We start from the raw sequence: 19,722 nt of genomic DNA, 5'->3' as shown, positions 1-19,722 counted from the left end.
GGGCGATCCAGTCTTCCTCAGGCCGATGTCAGGCCGATGTCAGGCCGGTTTGGCCAGGTTCGCGGGTGGCGGGCAGTTCGGTGCCGGTGATCTTTGCGTAGAGCCGGGCGACGGATGCGTCGTCGTCCCGGCCCATTCCAGCCGCCGAGGTCGCCAGGAACATCTGTAGCGCGGCCGCGGCCACCGGCACCGGGAATTTGGCGTTGCGGGCCATATCCTGAATGATGCCGAGGTCCTTGACGAAGATGTCGACCGCGCTGCGCGGTGTGTAGTCGCCGTCCAGCACGTGCGGCACCCGGTTCTCGAACATCCACGAATTGCCTGCGGAGGCAGTTATCACCTCGTAGACCTTGCGGATGTCCAGCCCTTGCCGGGCGGCAAATGCGATGGCTTCGCTGGCCGCCGCGATATGCACGCCAGCAAGCAACTGGTTGATCATCTTGAAGGCTGCACCAACGCCCGGCTCGTCACCGAGTTCATAGACGTTGGCGGCTATTGCATCCAGTGCCGGCCGCGCTCTGGCGAAGGCGGCAGGGCTGCCGGAGGCCAGAATGGTGAGCGCACCCTCGGCGGCGCGCACCGACCCGCCGCTGATCGGCGCGTCGAGATAGAGCCGTCCCGTCGCTTCGAGCGGCGTGGCAAGGCGGCGCACCGCATCGGGATCGATCGTGGCCGAGGAGACGAAAACCGCGCCCTCGGCCATGGTTTCGGCGACGCCGTTCGTACCGAACAGGATGGCCTCCGTTTGCGCGGCGTTGACGACCACCGACACGACGACGTCGGCACCTTCAGCGGCCTCGGCGGGGCTTGCCGCGCCTCGGCCGCCCGCGTCGACGAGCCGGGCGATGGCCGCGGCGTCCACGTCGAAGCCAGCCACTTCAAACCCGGCCCGCCTGAGCGACATGGCCATGCCAAGTCCCATGGAACCGATGCCGATCAGGGCGGCCCGGTTCGTCCTTGCTCCGGCGGGGTTTTCCTTGCTTCGATCATAAACGGTCATCACGGAGATCCTTATTCGAAACGCAATCCGGTTTAGCGATTGACCAGCTTGGGTGGCGTCGTCAGCACCAGGACCGCGCCGAGCACCAGGATTGCGGCGAGCGCATACATGCCGACCTGCGTTGCGCCGGTCAAATCCTTCAGATAGCCGACGAGATACGGGCTAACAAAGCCGGCCAGATTGCCGACCGAATTGATGAGCGCAATGCCTGCCGCGGCACCTGTCCCGGCGAGAAATGACGTCGGCAGCGACCAGAACAGCGGCGCACAGGTGATCGCTCCGGCCGCTGCAACGGACAGGAAGGCGATGGCGATCGTCAGATTCGAGCTGGCGGCCGCGACGACGAAACCGACGGCCCCGAGCAGTGCCGGAACGACCAGGTGCCAACGGCGCTCGCGATGCCTGTCAGCGCTGCGTCCGAACAGATTCATGACCACGACGGCACAGATGAAGGGGATCGCGCTGATCAGTCCGATATTGAAGTTTCCGGTGATGCCGGTCGCCTTGACCAGGGTCGGCATCCAGAAAGTCAGCCCGTACTGGCCCATCACGAAGGTGAAGTAGATAAGGCACATCAGCCAAACTCGGCGATCGCGGAAGATACCGGCTACCGAATGCCCACTCTCCTTGTGACGCTCCTCGCGTGCGATCTCCTCTTCCAGGGCCTGCTTTTCCGTTTCGCTCAGCCACTTGGCTTGACGAATGCCGTTGTCGAGGAAGAACAAGACAGCGATGCCGAGCAGGACGGCTGGAACCGCCTCGATAAGAAACATCCATTGCCATCCGGCGAGGCCGTGGGCGCCATCGAACGAATCCATGATCCAGCCGGAAAGAGGATTGCCCAATATGCCCGAGACCGGGATCGCGGACATGAACACCGCGATGATCTTGGCCCGGCGATGCGAGGGATACCAGTAGGTGAGGAAAAGGATGATCCCCGGGTAGAACCCGGCTTCGGCGACGCCCAGCAGAAAGCGCAACAGGTAGAATGTCGGCGCGGACGTGACGAACATGAAGCCAGCTGAGATCAAACCCCAGGTGATCATGATGCGGGCGATCCACATGCGCGCGCCGACCTTGTGAAGAATGACGTTGCTTGGCACCTCGAAGAGAAAATAGCCGATGAAGAAGATGCCGGCGCCGAGGCCGTAGACGGTCTCGCTGAAGCCGAGGTCGGCCGACATCTGCAGCTTGGCGAAGCCGATATTGACGCGGTCGAGATAGGCAACGACGTAGCACAGCATCAGGAACGGCACGATGCGCCAGAAGACCTTGCTGTAGGCGGTCCTCCTCGTTTCGATTTCAGCTACGGCTTGCGCCGGTAGCGCAGGTGTAAGCACGGTCATTGGTTCCTCCCTTGACTGTGAATGGGGTGTCAGCGCGCCCCGCCGGTGGCGGTTTTGGCAGCGCTTGCGTAACCGGATAACATGGATTGGCAGCGCTGCCAACGAAAAAGTGGCAGCGCTGCCAACAATTGTTTGAAAAGGTTGCCGCGACATGGCAAAAGAGATGGACGGAAGCGAGGACGGTCGAGTGCGACGTCGCGCTCCAGCGGGGAGATCGAAAGTGGCCGACGAGCTGGCCGACGGCACGCCGACGGGGACGACGACCCTTACCGATGTCGCACGCGCGGCCGGCGTCGGCGAGAGCACCGCCTCGCGCGTGTTGCGCGGGCACGGTTCATTTTCGGCCAAGACACGCGAGAGCGTCCTCAATGCCGCGAGAAGCCTCGGCTATGTGCCGAACCGCATCGCCGGCACGCTGGCCTCGACCGGCTCCAAGCTGGTCGGGATCGTGATACCGTCGCTCAGCAACATCGTCTTTCCGGACATGCTGCGCGGCGCCAACACGGTGCTGGTGGGCGCCGGGTTCCAACCTGTCGTCGCGGTGACGGACTACGAACAGGGCCGCGAGGAAACCCTCGTCGAGTCGCTGCTTAGCTGGCGTCCGGCGGGCATGATGGTGGCCGGGCTCGAACACACCGAGCGTACCGTGGCCATGCTCAGGCACGCCCGCATCAGGGTCGCCGAACTGCTCGATTCCGATGGCGATGGCATCGACATCGTCGTCGGTTATTCCAACCGCGAGGCGGGAGGCGCGAGCGCGCGTCATCTGGTCTCGCGCGGCTATCGGCGCATCGGCTATGTGGGCCACGATCTCAGCCGCGATCTGCGCGCCGCCAAACGCTTCGCCGGATTTCGCTCGGCGCTCGCAGAGGCAGGCCTTGAAGTCGCCGCGGAAGAAATCATTCCCTCATCTTCGTCGATCGAGGCCGGGCGCGAGGGTCTCGGCCGGCTGCTCGGGCGCGCCCCCAATCTCGATGCCGTCTATTTCTCTAACGACGACATGGCGATTGGCGGTTATTTCCATTGCCTTGCCCGCGGCATCGCCATCCCCGGCCGGTTGGCGATTTTCGGCTATAACGGCCTGGACGTCGCCCGCGCGGCGCCGCAACCGCTTTCCACCATCCGGACGCCACGCGTCGCGGTCGGAGAGACCGGCGCCCGGCTGGTCTGCTCCGACGGGCCGCCGACGAAGATCGATCTCGGGTTCGAACTGATCGAGGGAGCCACAACATGAGCGAGGCCAAACTTCGCGAAGAGATATGCCGCTTCGGCCGTTCCCTATTCGAGCGCGGGCTGACACCGGGATCATCGGGCAATATCAGTCTGCGGCTCGATGACGGCGGCTGGCTTGTGACGCCGACCAACGCATCGCTGGGCTTTCTCGATCCGGCTCGCCTTGCCAAGCTCGATGCGCAAGGGCGGCTCGTCGCGGGCGATGCGCCGACCAAGGAAATCCCCCTGCATACCGCCCTCTACGAGACGCGGGCAGCAGCGCGTGCGATTGTGCACCTGCACTCAACCCATGCGGTGGCCGTCACCATGCTTCCCGAGATCGATCCCAAGTCGGTCCTGCCGCCAATGACGCCGTACTATCTCATGCGCGCCGGACAGACGGCTTTGGTGCCATATTTCCGTCCCGGAGACCCTGCGGTAGCTGATGCAATCAAAGGGCTCGCCGGACGCTACTCTTCGGTGCTGCTCGCCAACCATGGTCCCGTCGTCGCGGGCGAGACGCTCGAGGCAGCGGTATTCGCTACCGAAGAGCTGGAGGAAACGGCAAAGCTCTATCTGCTTCTGCGCGGCCTCAACCCCCGCTACCTCTCACCGGAGCAGGTCAGCGACCTGGTGCGGACTTTTGGGCTCTCGCTGCAGGAGCATGGTGCGCACGACCACTGAGACCCGATTTCGACCTTCGTGAGGCGCTCCTGGATTGCATAGGTTGGGGGGTATTACCTGAGCATGTTGCTATGGGCGTGCGCTTGTTGAAGATGTCCTGACGGCCGGCAGCCTTACGAGATACAGGGCTGGCTGCTACCGAGTTGCGGTCGAGATTGCTTCTCTCTCGCGCTGTTCGGCACTAGCCGTTCCGGCGGCGGGCGGACAGTCGCCCCGGACCGTCGCTGTCTATCGGTCGCGTTGCGGTCAGGCCGGCTTCGATGGATCTGAGAAGCTCAAGCGCGGCATTGAGCTTGCGTGTGTCGCCGCCGGCGGCCTCGGATACGGCAGTTGCCCACTCCTTGCGCACCAGGGCGTAATTGTGGGCTCCCCGCCGGGTGCGACGGACGCTGACGCCCCGGCGATCTTGCGGGTCGACATGGCGCTCGATCAGCCCCTTGCCTTCCAGGTCGCGCAGCACGGTGGAAACATTGGTGCGCTGCAGCCCGGTCGCCGTCGCGATCTGGCTGGGCGTTGCGGAAGCGTGCGCAACCAGGTGGCGCATCACCATGCCCTCCGATTGCGACAGCGACAGCGCTTTCTCGTCCCTGTAACCGCGAAACTGAATCTCACGGGCAATGATGAGGATGAGGTCGGCCAGGTCCGCCCAGCGAACAGCCGGGGGAGCTTTGCGTGCGGACGAGTCCGGATCGGTTTCCATGGGGCGCAGTTTACAGACTTCAAGATCTCCTTGCGCTTTACGGCACCGACGAGCCGCTTCCGCAACGGAGGCTTCTTGCCGCCGGACCGCTGACCGCCGTTCTCGAGGACGGCAATCTGCGGACGATCTGTTTTGCCGGCGTGGAGGTGGTTCGGGCGATCAACTATCTCGCGCGCGATGCGTCCTGGGGGACTTACAAGGCCGAGCTTTCCAACATGCGAATTTCCGAGGACGGCACGTCGTTCGAGCTTCGCTATGACGGACTCTGCGCCGGCCCGCAGGGACGTTTCGCCTATCGCATGAAGATTCGTGGCGACGCGTCGGGCGAGCTGACCTTGCAAGCGGATGGCGTGGCGCTCACCGATTTCCCCACCAACCGCATCGGTTTCGTGGTGCTTCATCCTTCAGAGGCGGCGGGCAAAAGGCTGACCATCCGGCATAGCGACGGAAGCATCGAGGAGACGACATTTCCCAAATTGATCAGCCCGGACCAGCCTGCCTTCGACATTTCAGCGCTGACGCACGAGCCAGCACCCGGCCTGGTCTGCGCCGTCGCCATGGAAGGCGATGCCTTCGAGATGGAGGACCAGCGCAACTGGACGGACGCGTCGTTCAAGACGTATGTGCGGCCGCTCGCAAAGGTGTAAAGGACATACAGCGCGTCACGGTTTCCGTGCGCGCCGAGACATCGGCGCCTGGACCGGCTATCCGCAGTCCAGCAACCCTGACCCTTGGCGGGCCTGCCGGGCGGATGCCGTCGATAGCGCTGTTCGTCGATCCCGACCAACTGCCGGCAGCCGTCGCCGGCGCGGCTTCGCTTGGCCCGGTGCCGGAGATCATACTGCGCTTCGACAGCGCGCGCGGGCATGATCGGCGCGTGCTGGAAAAGGCAGCCGAGCTTGCGAGCGCGCTTGGCGCCCGGCTGGCGGTCGAGGCGATCTTTGATGCGATCCAATCTGGGGCCGAGGCCCAGGCCCTTGCAGCTATGGTTCGCTTGGCGGGCGTTGAACCGAGCGCCATTCTGGTTTCACCACGGCGCGAATTCAAGACACGCCCCTCGAACCATTTGCCTAACGGTGAGCGACCGATTGACGAGATCGTGCAGGCATTGCGGGCTGTCGGTCGCGCTTGCCCGATTGGGGCTGGTACGCCCTCCCTATTCACCGAATTCAACCGCAACCCGCCGACCGGCAATGCGGATTTCGTCTTCTTCGGCAACAGCGCCATCGTGCATGCCGCCGATGAGCAGTCGGTCATGGAAACCCTGACCGTTTATCCTGCAGTCATGGAGACGGCACGGCAATTGTGTCCCGGAAAGCCGATCTGGCTTGGGCCTTGCACGATCGGCTTGCGGCACAATCCCTATGGGGAGGCGGTCGCAGCCAATCCCGGAAATAACCGGGTTCCCGCCGCCGGCACCGACCCGCGTCAGCGGGCATTGTTCGGTGCCGCCTTTGCCGTCGGCGTCGCGGCCCGGGCCGCTGAGACAGCCGCTGCGCGGTTGATATTGGCAGCACCGACTGGCCCCTTCGGTCTCTTGAACGAGGACGGCTCCCGACGACCTTGCAAGCCGTCCATGCCCAAATCGCTGAGGCCGCCGGCGTCGAACGCTATGGGATTTCGAGTGATTGGCCAGGCGTGGCAGCAATTGCCTTTCGTCGCGGCAACACGATCCGCGTGCTGGCGGCCAACCTGACCCCCGTGCCGATCGACATAGCGCTATCCTCGGATGCTAAACTGCTTTGCGTTGCAGGTGAGGACACGAAGCCGGCGAAGTCCCCGCTGACCACCCATACATTGGGGCCGTACAACTCTGTCGCTCTTCAGTTTGTCCAAACACCAAGTCGACCAGACGGCAGGCCCAGGAAAAGCTGAACGTCAAGATACGCAATCCAAAGCGGGATGTCTCGTCTCCCAGCTATTTGCGTGGGCGGGATGATGGCGCCCGGCAGGAGCATGGAGTGCGCGGACAGGCCTCAAGATCAGCAGCTTCTGCAGGCGAGCGGCGCCTCTGAAGCGCTGAACCTTCGATTGTTGAGTCGGCGTCGAACCGCCAAAGACGTGTGCGGTCAACCGCCTCCGTACATGAGCTTCGGCAGCCAAATGACGATCGAGGGGAACACGATGCACAACCCTACTCCGATCGCCTGCAGGCATAAGAAGGGAACAGCGGATCGGAAGATCGTCGCCATCGATATCTCCGGTGGCGCGACACTCTTCAAGTAAAACAGTGAATAGCCGAACGGTGGGCTCAGGAACGCCATCTGCATGTTGACCATGAAAATGACGCCATACCACAGCGGCACGTCTTCAGGAGCCACACCGGCTAAGCCGAACGTACCGCCGAATTCGAGGGACTTAAGGATGGGCAGAAATATCGGTACGGTGAGAAGGAGAATGCCCACCCAGTCCAGAAACATGCCCAGGACGAACAGGATGATCATCATCAGAACAAGAATGCCGTAAGGCGCGAATCCAGTTCCGAGAATGGATTCGGCGACGAAGCTCTGCCCGCCCTTCAGGATGAAGAAGCCGACGAACATGGTGGCTCCGAAGAATATCCACATCACCATCGCAGTCGCCTTGAGGGTCGCCACGCCGGCTTCCCGGATCGTGTCCCAAGTCAGGCGGCGATGGGCGGCGCAGACGATGAAAGCACCGAATGTGCCGATGCCGGCGGCTTCAACAGGCGTTGCTATGCCAAGGAAGATGACTCCGAGCACAAGCAGGATGAGCAGAATGGGCATGAACGTGCGGCGCAGAAGCCTCAGCTTCTCCCCAAAGCCGATGCGCTCGCTCGGCGGCAAAGCCGGGCCGAGCTTGGGGTTGATGTAGCAGCGCGCCGTGACATAGACGACATACATCCCAGACAGCAGCAGCCCTGGGAATACCGACCCGATCAAAAGCTCGCCTAACGACTGTTGCGCGACGACGGCGTAGACGATCGCCATCACCGAAGGCGGTATGAGGATGCCAAGCGTTCCTCCGGCGAGCAGCGAACCGCAGGCGAGCTTTGCGTCGTAGTTGCGGCGGAGCATCGCTGGCAGAGCGATCATGCCCATTGTCACTTCCGTCGCACCGACGACCCCAACCATTGCTGCGAGCAGGGTGCACGAGATTATGGTGGCCGAGGCAAGTCCGCCTTTCAGCCCACCCAGCCATTTATAGACGACGTCAAACAGCTCCTCGATGATCCCCGCTTTCTGAAGGATCGCGGCCATGAAGATAAAAAGCGGCACCGCCGAGAGCTGATAATCCGTCATGAAGGGAAAAATCCGCGACGGCAGCATGTTCAGCATGGCCGCATTACCGAATAAGAAGAGGAAGAGAACGGCGAGGCTGCCCGTGCAGAAGGCCATTGGCAGCCCGAGCAATAAAAGAACGCCCAGTCCGCCGAACATGAGGATGCTCAGCCACAGGATTGGAAGCTCGAGACCCATGGCTTAGCGGAGCCTTCTTGTTGCGGTCGCGATGTCACGCATCAGGCGAGACACGCCTTGAAGCAGCAGCAGCGCGGCGCCAACAGGAATCGCCAGCTTCACCGGCCAATATTGAATACCCCACTCGGTGAAAGAACTCTCGCCCACCGCCATCGCGTCGCTGGCAAAACGCCAGCCGGCAACGAGCATTGTACCCACGAACAGGAAAAAGAATGCCGAGGTGATGATATCGCAGATCGCCCGGCCACGTTCGGAGAGGTGGCTGTACACGATGTCGACCCTGACATGGGTCTCATCGCGATAGGCATAGGCCCCAGCCAGCATGTATTGCATACCGAACATCAGAAACATGCTCTCGTGCACCCAGTTGGTCGGGGAGTTGAAAACGAAGCGGGCGACCACCTCGTAATAGTACGCCATGACCGCGAGGACCGACCAATAGGCGACGAACTCGCCTGTCACTCTTATAAGCCAGTCGACCGGCCTAAATGGCGCAAGAGGCTGTTTGACGGGCGTCGCGGGCACATCGACGACGATCTTATGGTGGGTTGCGGCGCGCCCAGTCTCACGGGCGCGGGCGCGCCGCACAAGACCGGGTATGAGAAGGGCGTCGCCGACAATAATGAGACCGAGCAGAAGTCCCGCAATCCGGCTGATGCTGCTGTCCCACTCGAGCCCGTGAACGGCCGCCGTCAGATTGTTGCGCGCCGCCGCGGCCTCAGCCTCAGCTTTTGCAAGTCGATCGGCAGCCCCCTGCTTGTTGGCTGCCGTATCTGCCTTGGCACGCGGCAACAGTCTCTCGGCGTGCTCGCTCTGGGATCGCGCGAGTGAAACTGCCTCGCGTCCATCGCGCACCTGGGTGCTTGTCCAAAGTACCGCGATGAAGAACGGGATAAAAATGAATCCCCACCTGCTCTTCAGATAGAAGCGGTGCATGCCGAGGAAGCCGGCTGTGACCAGGAACAGATAGGCAAGAAACAGGTTTGGACGGCCGGGATCACGCTGTGCCCGTTCTCGATGGACAAAATGAACGGCGGCCAGCGGAAAGACCGCGAGGGTTAACCAGTAGAGCCAGTGCGGCAGCACAAATGTTAGGGAAGGCATCGGCGAACGCCTGCTGCAGGAGCGAGCGCCCGTCCGGCTCAGGACGGGCGAAAAGAGGGTTCACAGGTTGATGGTCAGCCCCTGGTACATGTCCGGAGTGACATAACCGACTGTCGGGTTCTCCATGACCTCGAGCTGCAACTTGAAGATGCGCGCTGCGTCCTTGTCCTTGTTGGCCCACTCGAACCAGATGGGCACCGCGATTTCCTGGAACTTCTGGAGGTCCTCCGGTCCAAGCCGATTGATTTCAATGCCGGCATCAAGGAATTTTTGCCAAGCCTCCATGTCGGCCTTCTGGATCGAGCCGAAATGGGCATTGGAATAGACTTGGATCTCGTCTTCCACGAACTTCTTGAGGTTGTCCGGGAGTTGGTTCCAGACATTCATGTTGACGGCAAAGTCCATCAGGTCGACGGGCTGGTATACGGACATCAGACCGGCTGGACCCATGGAAATGTACTTGGTCACCTGCTGGAAACCGAGGGCCCAGTTTACGGCCGGACCGGTGTAGTCGGCGGCATCGATCGTGCCCTTTTCCAGCGCGGAGAACACCTCGCCGCCCGGCAGCAACGTCGTCTTGGCACCGGCTTTCGCAAAGGTTTCGGCGATCATGCCGCCCGGTACGCGCAGTTTCAGATCCCTAAAATCCTCGATTGAGCGGATCGGTGTCTTTGAGTGGATGATGTTCGGGCCGTGATGAATGCGGTTGACGTAGTAAAGGCCTTGTTTCGCATAAAGGTCGCGCGCGGCCTGCAGACCACCTTTTGAATAGAAAAAGATATCCCATTCGTGCGGATAGCGTAGCCCCAACGTGTAAGAGGACAGGAACGCCGTAGCGGGAAGCTTGCCGGCCCAATAAAGTGAAAACGAGTTCATCGCTTCCAGAACGCCGTTCTTCACCCCGTCGAGGAGTTCGAAGTCACCAACGATATCCTTTGCCTTGAACGGCTGAAATTCGAGTTGGCCTCCGGTTTTTTCCTTGATGGTGCCACACCAGTTTTGGAAGGTTTCAAGTCCGACACCCGCCGGCCACGAGGTTTGGATTTTCCAGGTGATTGCGTCTGCGGCTCCGGCCCTTCGAACCCAGGGCGCGGTGACCGCCGTCGCCGTTAGCCCAGCGACAAGTCCACTCGTCTTCAGAAACTTTCGCCTTGATTGGGAACGCGATTCTCCGTCCATTGCTTTCCTCCCTGTTCGGCAAGCGGGCAGATGATGGGCCCGTCGCCGGTCTCAAATCGCAAAATCAATGACGCAAAGGATGTCCCGTTCTTGTGGGACCAGAGCTGCCTCCTTTTTCGCAGTCGTTTCCAGCCGGATGCCAACGCCACAAACGATAGCGACAGGGACCGGCGCAGCCTGTAAATAACATAACGCGGCGCAATCATTTTCAACCACTGCGCGCCCGATCCATAGTATGCCTGTGCGGCTGTAATAAATCCATTGGTGAGTCACGCCCAATGACGCGCTCGGGGCGTCGATCTGATGCTTCAGAATTGGGATTCGGGTAAGAGCCATCGGCTCGTACTGAGCGAGTCCTTGCAGGCCCGCGAGGTCAGTCAGATGTAGGACGCGCGAGTTGCTGGTGATGAGCTGTTCGACACGCAATGCTGAATTGCGCGATTGAGATGGGGGCACACTCAGTCCGAGCGCGTCCGCCATGACTTCCCCATGCGGTATAAACCAGCTCTGGCAAATGGCGTTCGGGCGTCTCCCAGCTATTTGCGCAGGCGGGATGATGGCGGCGCCCGGCGGGAGCATGGAGTGCGCGACAGGCCTCAAGATCAGCAGCTTCTGCTGGCGTCCGGTGGATACGGATCGGTCAGTCGACCGTCGCTTGACCCGTTGCCTCCTTAATCTTGTCCAAGACCGCTTCAGGCGCCACGTCGCGCTTCAGCTCCTTCAACTCATTGTCTGCTTCCGTCGGAACATCCAGGCGCTTCGCGATCTCCTCGACCAGTTTGATGAGCTTGGTCGTCTCATGCTCGTTGAGCAGGCTCACCTGCAGATCGAGGTCTGCCCGCGCATCATCCTGGGCGGCCATGCGGTTCTGGTTGATCAGTACGAACGTTGAGAGAAAGATCGCCTCGACCGAGGCGAACATGGCCAGAATAACCAGAGAAGGATCCCAGGGTTTGATAAAGTTCACGATCCCGAAATTTAGGCCGATCCAGGCGCCAAAGAAGACGAGGTGGATGTAGACGAACATCATGCTGCCGGCAAACCTGCTGATTGCCGCCGCCGCGCGCTGCTCCAGCGATGCTGCCTTGGCATCGCGCTTCCGCCTCTCGACCAGTGCCTCGATGTTCCGCGCCAGGGCAGGGGCGAGCCCTTCCGCTGCCGGCGTGGTCGGAGTGGCGTAGCCCTGATCCTCTGGAGCGGCTTTGGGATTCATTGTTGTCTCTCCCGTCTAGGCAGCCTAACTCGCTATTTGGCAATTCGCTCCATTTCACCGCTGTCCAGAGTGCCGAACGAGCGTCTGTCCGGCGATCCTGCCCGATGCAACAGCGGTTGCTGCAGACCGGTGCAGGCTCGCTTCGCGTTGAGTTCGCAGGGCAGGACTCCTACTTAAGGGGATGCCCGCGAGCAGAAAAATCGATTCGACTGCACGGCTGGTTGCAGAGTGGCCGCTATCCCCGGCGGCGACGCTTGGATCGTCGGTGCGGGCGAGGGGCATTTTTCTTGAAATGCGCGCTCGCCTTCCGACGGACTTGAGAAGCCTGCTCCATAGCGAGTCCCGGGTTCTTACCTTGCGTCTGCCGGAGGGCTCCCATGCCAATGTTGAGGCCGCATCGGCGATCGTGTCCAAAGCCATGCAGGACATCGAAGACCTGCCCGTCATGCCTCGCGAGGTCGAGGACATTCTGACGATCTCGGCGGGCGAGCGTCACCGCTGGCTCAAGGCCGGCCGCTTGCAGAGCGCCGGGACGCGGACGGTGAAACTGCGTGGACGCGCGAGGAAAATCACCTTCCACGTTTTTGATCCGCGCCGACCGTGACCTTGTAGCGGTCTGGCGCGAGGAAGACGCTGCGAGAGCCGCCGAGAACCGACGCCGAGCCGCTGCAAAGGCGGCGCTCAAGCGCTCGCAAAAGAGCCGCGGCGCGGCCGCAACCGACGACAGCCAAAGCGAGGCAGTCCACTCCAACCTGCGCGGCTGGGAAGACTTCGAGCGCAACGGGCTCCTCCGCTGAGGTAGGGAGCGCCGTGTCATCGTTTGGGCGGACCGCAGCGCCCTTTGAGGACAGCGATGTCGGCCTCGCGGTCCCCACCGGGCGGCGAGAGACCGGCGCGCCGACGAGAAACGCGCCAAGCGCGTCACCCGGCGACATATTCACGATACTCTTCGGTGGTGACACTTGGAGCCACGATTCTGTCAGCCGCGCGTCTCGAAGGCTGGCAAAGATAATTGGCGGCAGTGTGGGAAAGAGCGTGACCATAGAGACATGACAAAGCAGAGAATTCTTTTCGATACCGATCCTGGCGTAGACGATGCCCTTGCGCTGCTTTACCTGCACCGTCATCCGAACATCGAACTGCTCGGCATCACGACCGTCTTCGGCAACGCATCGATATCGGTTACAACGCGCAATGCCAGGTTCCTCGCCGAGGCTTGGGGAATCAAAGCGCCCGTTCACGCCGGTGCTCCCGTTCCGCTAAACTGGTCCGGCGCGCCGCACCCCTATCCTGTCCATGTTCATGGCGCGAACGGGCTGGGGGATTATCCTATTGCCCAGGACGCGCGGGAGGAGAAGGACACTGCCGCGCGATTCATCGTCGATACCGTCCGGCAGAATCCGCGTCAGGTGCGGTTGCTTGCTGTCGGAGGCTTGACCAACTTGGCGCGGGCACTGGAGGCCGATCCGGCGATAGCAGATCTGGTTCAGGACGTCGTCGTCATGGGTGGCGCGTTCGAAGTCCCTGGCAATGTGTCGCCCGTTGCCGAGGCCAATATCTACGCAGATCCGAAGGCAGCCGATCGAGTGTTTGCAGCCTCGTGGAAAGTGACCGCGGTTCCGCTCAATCTCACAAATCGAACGGTGATGACGCGACAGGATCTCGCCGCGGCCTCGGAAGGTGCCGATGCCGCCATGCAAATGGTAGCCGCACTGTCGCAAGGCTACATCGACTTCTACCTGCAATGGGGCGAAGCGGGTATGCTTGTGCACGACTGCAGCGCCGCGGTCTACCTGACCGACCCGCACTTATTCGCCACCCGATCCGGTTCGATCATCGTGCTGGAGGACGGCCCGGCGGCAGGTATGACCGTGCAGAGACTGGGCGCCGCCAGTTACTCACCGAACGAATGGGATCAGCGTCCAGTCCAGTCGGTGTGCGTTGGTGGCGATGCTGCAGGAATCTTGGCGAGGATTTACGCTGTCTGCAGGGGAAGTTTGGAGCCATCCCCACAAAGCTAAAAAGGCTCGCTCCGGCGAGAGAGCCGCGATAGCGCGGCCGAGCCTGTGGCGCGGCTTCTACCCGCAGCCATCCAACGGGTCGGGCTCGAATGGTTCACCAGACTTGCCCGACGCGAATTGTTCCTCGAACGCGATTCTTGCAAACCGATCCGGTCTGTTCAGATCAGGACTTGTTCGTTGTCGACGGTTCGGTATCGGACAGCCTCCGGTGCACCGCCTGATCGGCTTTGTCGGCGGCGGACTTGACGACATCGCTGACCTTGTCAGCGAGCGTGCCTTCACTCGACGCCTGCCGTCCTGCTTCGTCGCTGGCCGCCTGGTAGGCTTCGGCTGCAACCTGCTTCACCTGGTCGACGCCCTTCTCGATCGCGTCCTCGGCCCTTTCGCGAAGCTGTTCGCGATAGCCGCCGAGCCGCTCGTCTTCGAGTTGCGTGTGGGGCAGCATCGCGCCGATCGCTGCTCCGATCGCGAGACCGACAGCAGCAACTGCAAGAGGCTGATCCTCCATCAACTGCTGCGCGGAACGAGTGGCCCTCGTCGCCATGTCGGCCGTGGCTGTCGCCGAGTTCGTCAGCGTCTCCGCCGCGCCGCTTGCCATGTCAGATACGCTACCGGCTGCGCTGCTCGCCATGTCAGACATGGTGCCGGCCGCACTGCTGGCCATTCCCGAGACACTGCCGGCCGCACCGCTGGCCATGTCGCCGACAGAGGCATAGGTGTCCGAAGTCATGGCTCCGGTTCCAGCCGTAGATGTGCCGTCATGGCGGTCGGAACCGCGACGGGTCGCGTAGCTAGGCGCGGCGGTTGCGGCGGAAGCGCCGCTGCCCAGCATCAGCCAGGCCAGACCGGCGCCGATTACGGTCAATGGCAGAGGATTGTCTCGCACCTGAGCCTTCAGGTTGTGGAGCATGTCGGAGCCTGCACCGCCGCTGAAAATACCGGTGAACTCATCGAAGAGCTGGCCGGGCGTCATCTTGCCTCGAATGGATTCGGCGGTCGCCACCACCCTTGCTCGCGTGGCCTCGGCTTCGCGTTCGAGTTCGGCTGCGGATTTGTCGCTCATCTCGCTTGTTCCTTGATTACGTTCGCGTCACGCTTCAGTTGCTCCTGCGTACGATCCGGCGCCAGCTCGGAGGGCGACATGCTTGCCATGCCGGTGCGCAAGAGGATGACACCCAGCACGGCAACGACCACTCCTACGAGCAAGGCGGACCAGCCGGCGCCAAGGCCGAGGCGGGTCAGGGCAATGACGAGCGCTTGCAGCAGCACCATCAGCGCGGCGAGGAGACATACCGCGCCGCCCAGAACCCCGACGGCGCCGGCCTCCGCTTTAGTCACGCTCTCGGATAGCTCCGCCCGCAGGAGTCTGGCCTCCGTTTGCACCAGCGTGCTCACCTGCTGTGCCAGATCGGCGACCAGAGTGCCGAGGCTTTGGTTGTCTTGAGTGTTCATTTCTTTAGCTCCGCTGCCTTCCTGGGAGCGCCGCCGTCGACGCCCCAATTGGTCGTCGCGTCATCCCATGGCTCGCTCGCCTGCGCACCAGTCTGCCTGCTCGTTTCCCTACCAGTCTTCCCGGTCTTCCGTGGTGTAGCTGCGCTCTGCCCCGCGCGGCGCGTTTCGGGGGGAGAAGCCTTTATGAACCGTCCGAGCGCCAGTCCTGCCAGCACCGAACCGGCGATCAGAGTGCCGGGATTTTGGCGGCCGAAGTTTTGAATGTCCTCAAGCACCTCGCCGAAGGGCTTCTCCTTCAACGAGGAGGACAGCCTTTCCAGTCCGCCTGCCGCATCCCGCATGAAATTCGACGCCGAGCTCTGGTCGCTGTTGGCCAGATGGTCGCTTGCGGCACGCAGAGCGCCGCCTAATGCCGCCAGGCTCGATCCGATGTCGCGCTGCGTGTCCTCGGCCCTTTCCGACAGGGCCTCCTGTGCTTCCGACGCATAGTCGACCGCCCTGCGAGCAACCTCGTCGCGGGCATCGTGGAGTGCTTCGCCGGCGCTTTGGGTTTCTTTCTTAACTCGATCGGAAACTTCGTTCTTCGCCTTGGCGAAGCCGGCCGGCTCGCGGCCCTGATTATTTTCGCGCTGCATGACGCCTCCTAGTGAAAGCCGAGAAAGGAGAGTATCGCGAGCACGACCACGATGAGACCGATAAGATAGATGACACTGTTCATGGCGCAGGCTCCTCCTTGCCTGTTCCAACTTCGCGCCCGCCGCGATGTTCCCTTCCGTGACCAGGATTTTTTGTAAGTAGCTACTTACCCCGATCGGCGCCTCCGAAGCCGGCAAGCTCGTCATCCGAACAGAGCAGCCGCGGCTGCGCCGGATCGGAGATATCGAGCTTGTCCCAAGGTATGCGGTAGAGGCCCTCGCGGCGGCGCAGCGCGAAAAAGTCGAGCAATGCGGTGCCGATGGCCGAGGCCGACAGGCGTTCAAAAGCTGCGAAGATGCCGACATGGAATTCGGTGACGACGAGGTCGTCGCCGTCCTGCTCAGCGATGACCTCCTCGATATGGCCGATGCTCCTGCCCTGCGTGAGAACGCGCCGGCCAGCCAGATGCTCGAGATTCACATTTGCCATCCTTAGGCTCCCGGGATTCGGCCGACGATGCGATCTCGCAGCCAGCTCTGCCAGGCCAAGATCTTGGTCCTGCGCACGTCGATATCGAATTCGATGTCGACGCCGATGTCGCGCACCTTGGTCCAGGCGATGCGATGCGGCCGTGCCTGCTGCTTCCCGCTCAGCCTTGCGGCCAGCCGCGCCGTTAATCGCCCAGGCCGAGCGCCAAGCCGTCGGGCCAGCGCGATCGCGCCAAGCTCGACCGCAACGACCCTCGGCGGCTTGCCCTGCCTCAGCTCGGCGACCAGTCCATCCACCTTGCCGATCTTGACCTGCTCGCGGTCGACGACCTGCTTGTCCAGGATATCGCGCAGCAGCTGCATCAGGTGCCTCCGAATATCTGCAGGGGAATAGTCACCACCGCCAGCACGAAGCCGAGCGCGATGACGAAGATCACGGCGGCATTAGAGATGACGCCGTTGCGGTGCTGGCCGACATAGCGCTCGTCATTCAGCAGGAAGAGGAACGGAACAACCGTCAGCGGCAGACTGGCGGCGGTCAACGCCATTGAGAAGATGGTGAGCCTCAGCGGGTCGAGACCAATCGCTATCGGAACGGCTGCAAGAAAAAGCGTGAGCGTGTAGACGAGACTGAAGCCGGGATCGTCGCGCGGCTTGAGATCCTCGCCCCAGGTCCAGCCGAACCCTTGCGCGACGAGATAAGCCTGCTGCAGCGCCACTTCCAGAGCGGCTCCGAAACAGGCGATGCCGAGCGATGCGACGAAAAGGACGAAGCCCCAGAAGCCGAACACCGAGATCAGCATCAGCGGGAGCTGGTTGTAGTCGTCCACATGGTTCACGCCATGGGCGCCGAGCACAAGCGCGGCCACGATCAGCACGGCCACGGAGATCGTTCCTCCGAAGCTCATGCCGAGACCGGCAATCGCCCGATTGGTGCCGAGATAGCTCTTGTCCCATTGATCCTCGACCGCGCCCGAGGAATAGAACATGAAAAGGTAGGGCGAGATGGAAGCACCGAGGATGCTGACGGCCATGAACCAGTAGTTCGCCGTATCGTGTTGCGGCAGGCTGGGCACGGCACCGGCAGCCGCCTGTTTCCATTCGGGCTTCAGCATCACCGCGGCGACGACGAAGCAGAGCGTGATCAGGCCAAGCATCGACATGCCTTTCTCGATGAGGCCGAACGTGCCTTTCCACAGCAGCAGCCACGCGAGGAAAGCCGCTGGCAATGCCCACCATTGAAAGCTGATGCCGGTGGCAAGCTCGGCAGCGATGGCAACCCCGCCTATTTCTGCCGAGAGGACCAGGAAATTGACCAGCACGACTGCAAGCAGCGGCCAAAGGAAAGCATTGAAGCCGAAGCGTTCGCGGATACCGTCGGCGATGGTGTGATGGCTCACGGCGGCGAAGCGACCGGCCATCTCGACCAGGAAGATGATGCAGATGGTGCCAAGCACGATCGCCCAGATGAGTTGGAAGCCGAACAGGGCGCCTGCCTGCGCCGCTGTCGCCATCGAACCGACCTCCAGGAAGCCACCAACGCTGGTCACGACGCCAAGCGAAATTTCCAGCAGCTTCTTCATCGTTGCGGCGCGAAATAGCCGCGATAGGCCGTGGCGAGATCCGCCTGCGCGGCGCGAAGCTCGTTGCGTGCCCGGCTGGCCTGCGCCTGCTGTCCGGCCTCGACCGCGCTGTCGGCCCCGCTTGCCGCGGTGGACAGCCGGCTGATCGCCGCCTTCAGCGTGTCTCGCGTCGCAGGATCGGACGGCGAGGCCGATTCCACTTGCCGGCCGGCATCGGCGAGTGTCTCGGCGAAGGATTGTAGGGCAGAGGACGCGTAGTGGGACGGCGCGGCGCCGGAGAGCCAGGCATCGGTGACCAGCACCGCCGCCTGCGCGGTCGAGGCGGCACGCTTCGATTGCTGTTCGACGGTTTCAGACGAGGAGCAGGAAGCAAGTGTCAGTGCAAGCACCTGCAGTAAAGGCAGTTTTCGCCGAGCAATGCTGCGCAATGCTTCCTCTCACTGCTGCTGCTTCGAACATGGAGATAAAGCGGCGTGGATCGGAAGGTTCCCCGCCGTAGGCCGGTTGCACGGCACTGCTGCTTATCGGTCGCTCCGCTGCGCGTCCTCGGTGGTCGAAAGGGCAGCGATCTTGTCGATCATGGCGAGCACCGCCTGCGGGGCTGTCAGGTGCACCATATGCCCGGCATCGGGGACGATATCGACTACCGAGTTTGCGAGATCCGCGTGCAGCCGAAACGCCTCGGCCGGCGCGTCGAAAAGCTGATCGCCGGCGCCGGCGATTATCCCAACAGGAACGGAAATGTCGTTGTGCCGAGGCGTCACAAACGCCGCTGCGATCCACATCAGGAAGGACTCCGCCGCGATCGACCGCAGTTGCGAGGGGCGGCTCGCCAACTCCCTCGTCGTTGCGGTGAATGCCGCCGAGATCGCCGCCGGGCCAAATATCTTTCGCATTGACCAAGCCCAGCCAAGCCTGACCAGCGGCGGCAGCAAGGTGTGGCGGAAGGCCGTTCCGATCAAAGGCAAGATCGGCAACCCCGACAAGGCGAGTTCGAACCTTGGCGATGGATAGTGGTAGCCGGAGACAAGCACGACCCCGGCAACGCGCCCAGGGCGCCGTCGCGCCATCTCGAGCGCAACCGCGGCACCCCAAGAGTGGCCAACAACAATATAGCGTCCAATTCCGAGTTTCGCGGCCGCGGCATCGATCAGATCGGCCTGCGCGGCGGCCGACCAGATCCTGCCGATCGGGCGCGAGCTCCTGCCGAAGCCTGGTCTGTCGAAAGCCAGGACACGATAGTCTGCGGCCGCTTTGTCGACGATGCCGCTTGTCGTGAAATCCTCGGCCGAAGAGCCGTTGCCATGCAGCAACAACAGCGGCATGCCCTGGCCGTCCTCGATCAGGTGCAGCCGCGCTCCGTCGACTTCGACGAAGCGTCCAAAACGTCGGCCGCGTAACGCCCGCCGCGCTCGCAGGCCATTGTAGAGGGCAAGCCCGGCCGCTGCCGCGGCAAGGAGGAGGACCACGTCGTTGAACGTGGCGATGTCAGGCATGATCCCGTGCTGCTACGGAGCCATGGCACAAGCCGCTGTTGAGAGAAGCGGCGGATGTACCCAGGCGCTGGCTTCCAAAGAAGGAGCTTTCAGGCCGAGCCCTTCTGAGGCAGCTTCGTCTCCTCATCGACCTGTTCCTGGAGAGCCCTGCGTTCGCGCTCTCTTCCC

Annotated in this window: 21 protein-coding genes and 1 pseudogene; 6 read left to right on the top strand and 16 right to left on the bottom strand. The window is 62.3% G+C overall.

Translation table 11 applies throughout. The features are described from left to right. Positions 1-28 precede the first annotated feature (28 nt). Positions 29-1,000, bottom strand: coding sequence for an L-threonate dehydrogenase (gene ltnD / locus P9230_RS05550; protein ID WP_278117758.1), 972 nt, complete (start codon positions 998-1,000; stop codon positions 29-31). Between the two features lie 32 nt (positions 1,001-1,032). After that, positions 1,033-2,346: an MFS transporter gene (locus P9230_RS05545; RefSeq protein ID WP_067320488.1), complete on the bottom strand. Its 1,314-nt coding sequence runs from the start codon at positions 2,344-2,346 to the stop codon at positions 1,033-1,035. Between the two features lie 220 nt (positions 2,347-2,566). Here P9230_RS05545 and P9230_RS05540 point away from each other — a divergent pair, with 220 nt between their 5' ends. Further along, positions 2,567-3,580 carry a LacI family DNA-binding transcriptional regulator gene (locus P9230_RS05540; protein ID WP_245322509.1) on the top strand — a complete coding sequence of 338 codons (1,014 nt, stop codon included), beginning with the start codon at positions 2,567-2,569 and terminating at the stop codon, positions 3,578-3,580. Continuing rightward, a complete protein-coding gene (locus P9230_RS05535; protein WP_278054411.1) occupies positions 3,577-4,242 on the top strand; it encodes an aldolase in 666 nt (221 codons plus the stop codon). Before P9230_RS05540 ends, P9230_RS05535 begins: the two co-directional genes overlap by 4 nt. A gap of 181 nt (positions 4,243-4,423) precedes the next feature. Here the strand turns inward: P9230_RS05535 and P9230_RS05530 are convergent, their stop codons facing one another. Continuing rightward, the gene (locus P9230_RS05530) at positions 4,424-4,942 is read right to left on the bottom strand and encodes a MarR family transcriptional regulator (RefSeq protein ID WP_278117756.1); all 519 of its coding nucleotides are present in this window, start codon (positions 4,940-4,942) and stop codon (positions 4,424-4,426) included. Here P9230_RS05530 and P9230_RS05525 point away from each other — a divergent pair. Together P9230_RS05525 and P9230_RS05520 are read left to right on the top strand one after the other, a co-directional pair. Then, positions 4,915-5,589, top strand: coding sequence for a hypothetical protein (locus tag P9230_RS05525; RefSeq protein ID WP_127216267.1), 675 nt, complete (start codon positions 4,915-4,917; stop codon positions 5,587-5,589). The genes P9230_RS05530 and P9230_RS05525 overlap by 28 nt on opposite strands. Before the next feature lie 230 nt (positions 5,590-5,819). Beyond that, positions 5,820-6,638: a hypothetical protein gene (locus P9230_RS05520; protein WP_128294359.1), complete on the top strand. Its 819-nt coding sequence runs from the start codon at positions 5,820-5,822 to the stop codon at positions 6,636-6,638. 373 nt (positions 6,639-7,011) lie between these two features. On the opposite strand, the gene P9230_RS05515 is transcribed toward P9230_RS05520, so the two are convergent. The 5 genes from P9230_RS05515 to P9230_RS05495 form a co-directional block, all read right to left on the bottom strand. After that, a complete protein-coding gene (locus P9230_RS05515) occupies positions 7,012-8,382 on the bottom strand; it encodes a TRAP transporter large permease subunit (RefSeq protein ID WP_095779517.1) in 1,371 nt (456 codons plus the stop codon). A gap of 3 nt (positions 8,383-8,385) precedes the next feature. Continuing rightward, positions 8,386-9,486, bottom strand: a complete 1,101-nt coding sequence (locus P9230_RS05510; protein ID WP_278117751.1) for a TRAP transporter small permease subunit — start codon at positions 9,484-9,486, stop codon at positions 8,386-8,388. Between the two features lie 60 nt (positions 9,487-9,546). After that, positions 9,547-10,665 (bottom strand): TRAP transporter substrate-binding protein DctP, encoded by a 1,119-nt coding sequence (gene dctP / locus P9230_RS05505; protein WP_067320507.1) that lies wholly within the window; start codon positions 10,663-10,665, stop codon positions 9,547-9,549. Between the two features lie 51 nt (positions 10,666-10,716). Continuing rightward, the gene (locus tag P9230_RS05500) at positions 10,717-11,145 is read right to left on the bottom strand and encodes a hypothetical protein (protein WP_278117749.1); all 429 of its coding nucleotides are present in this window, start codon (positions 11,143-11,145) and stop codon (positions 10,717-10,719) included. A 160-nt stretch (positions 11,146-11,305) separates the two neighbouring features. Further along, positions 11,306-11,878: a DUF1003 domain-containing protein gene (locus tag P9230_RS05495; protein ID WP_095827618.1), complete on the bottom strand. Its 573-nt coding sequence runs from the start codon at positions 11,876-11,878 to the stop codon at positions 11,306-11,308. A gap of 181 nt (positions 11,879-12,059) precedes the next feature. On the opposite strand from P9230_RS05495, the pseudogene P9230_RS05490 reads away from it, so the two are divergent. Together P9230_RS05490 and P9230_RS05485 are read left to right on the top strand one after the other, a co-directional pair. Further along, a pseudogene (locus P9230_RS05490) lies at positions 12,060-12,675 on the top strand (hypothetical protein). Positions 12,676-12,927: 252 nt separating this feature from the next. Then, on the top strand, positions 12,928-13,899 hold the full coding sequence (locus tag P9230_RS05485; protein ID WP_095802621.1) for a nucleoside hydrolase: 972 nt from the start codon (positions 12,928-12,930) through the stop codon (positions 13,897-13,899). Between the two features lie 163 nt (positions 13,900-14,062). Here P9230_RS05485 and P9230_RS05480 read toward each other — a convergent pair whose 3' ends face one another. The 8 genes from P9230_RS05480 to P9230_RS05445 all read right to left on the bottom strand — a co-directional run bounded on the left by P9230_RS05480 (position 14,063) and on the right by P9230_RS05445 (position 19,554). Then, the gene (locus P9230_RS05480) at positions 14,063-14,962 is read right to left on the bottom strand and encodes a hypothetical protein (RefSeq protein WP_278117746.1); all 900 of its coding nucleotides are present in this window, start codon (positions 14,960-14,962) and stop codon (positions 14,063-14,065) included. After that, the gene (locus tag P9230_RS05475; protein ID WP_127323778.1) at positions 14,959-15,351 is read right to left on the bottom strand and encodes a phage holin family protein; all 393 of its coding nucleotides are present in this window, start codon (positions 15,349-15,351) and stop codon (positions 14,959-14,961) included. Before P9230_RS05475 ends, P9230_RS05480 begins: the two co-directional genes overlap by 4 nt. Beyond that, positions 15,348-16,184, bottom strand: coding sequence for a hypothetical protein (locus tag P9230_RS05470; protein WP_278117744.1), 837 nt, complete (start codon positions 16,182-16,184; stop codon positions 15,348-15,350). Before P9230_RS05470 ends, P9230_RS05475 begins: the two co-directional genes overlap by 4 nt. Continuing rightward, a complete protein-coding gene (locus P9230_RS05465; RefSeq protein ID WP_278117742.1) occupies positions 16,150-16,476 on the bottom strand; it encodes a hypothetical protein in 327 nt (108 codons plus the stop codon). The genes P9230_RS05470 and P9230_RS05465 overlap by 35 nt, the downstream gene beginning before the upstream one ends. A 2-nt stretch (positions 16,477-16,478) precedes the next feature. Beyond that, on the bottom strand, positions 16,479-16,838 hold the full coding sequence (locus tag P9230_RS05460) for a hypothetical protein (protein ID WP_067320534.1): 360 nt from the start codon (positions 16,836-16,838) through the stop codon (positions 16,479-16,481). Beyond that, the gene (locus tag P9230_RS05455; protein ID WP_278117740.1) at positions 16,838-18,058 is read right to left on the bottom strand and encodes an Nramp family divalent metal transporter; all 1,221 of its coding nucleotides are present in this window, start codon (positions 18,056-18,058) and stop codon (positions 16,838-16,840) included. The genes P9230_RS05460 and P9230_RS05455 overlap by 1 nt, the downstream gene beginning before the upstream one ends. Further along, a complete protein-coding gene (locus tag P9230_RS05450) occupies positions 18,055-18,486 on the bottom strand; it encodes a hypothetical protein (RefSeq protein ID WP_127239686.1) in 432 nt (143 codons plus the stop codon). Before P9230_RS05450 ends, P9230_RS05455 begins: the two co-directional genes overlap by 4 nt. Positions 18,487-18,579: 93 nt before the next feature. Beyond that, entirely contained in the window at positions 18,580-19,554 is a 975-nt protein-coding gene (locus P9230_RS05445) for an alpha/beta hydrolase (protein ID WP_278117739.1), read from the bottom strand. Positions 19,555-19,722: the final 168 nt, after the last annotated feature.

It is taken from the genome of Mesorhizobium sp. WSM4887, from assembly GCF_029625865.1.
Lineage (GTDB): Bacteria > Pseudomonadota > Alphaproteobacteria > Rhizobiales > Rhizobiaceae > Mesorhizobium.
Note: the sequence above shows the minus strand (reverse complement) of the source record. Positions and strands in the feature narration are given on the sequence as shown.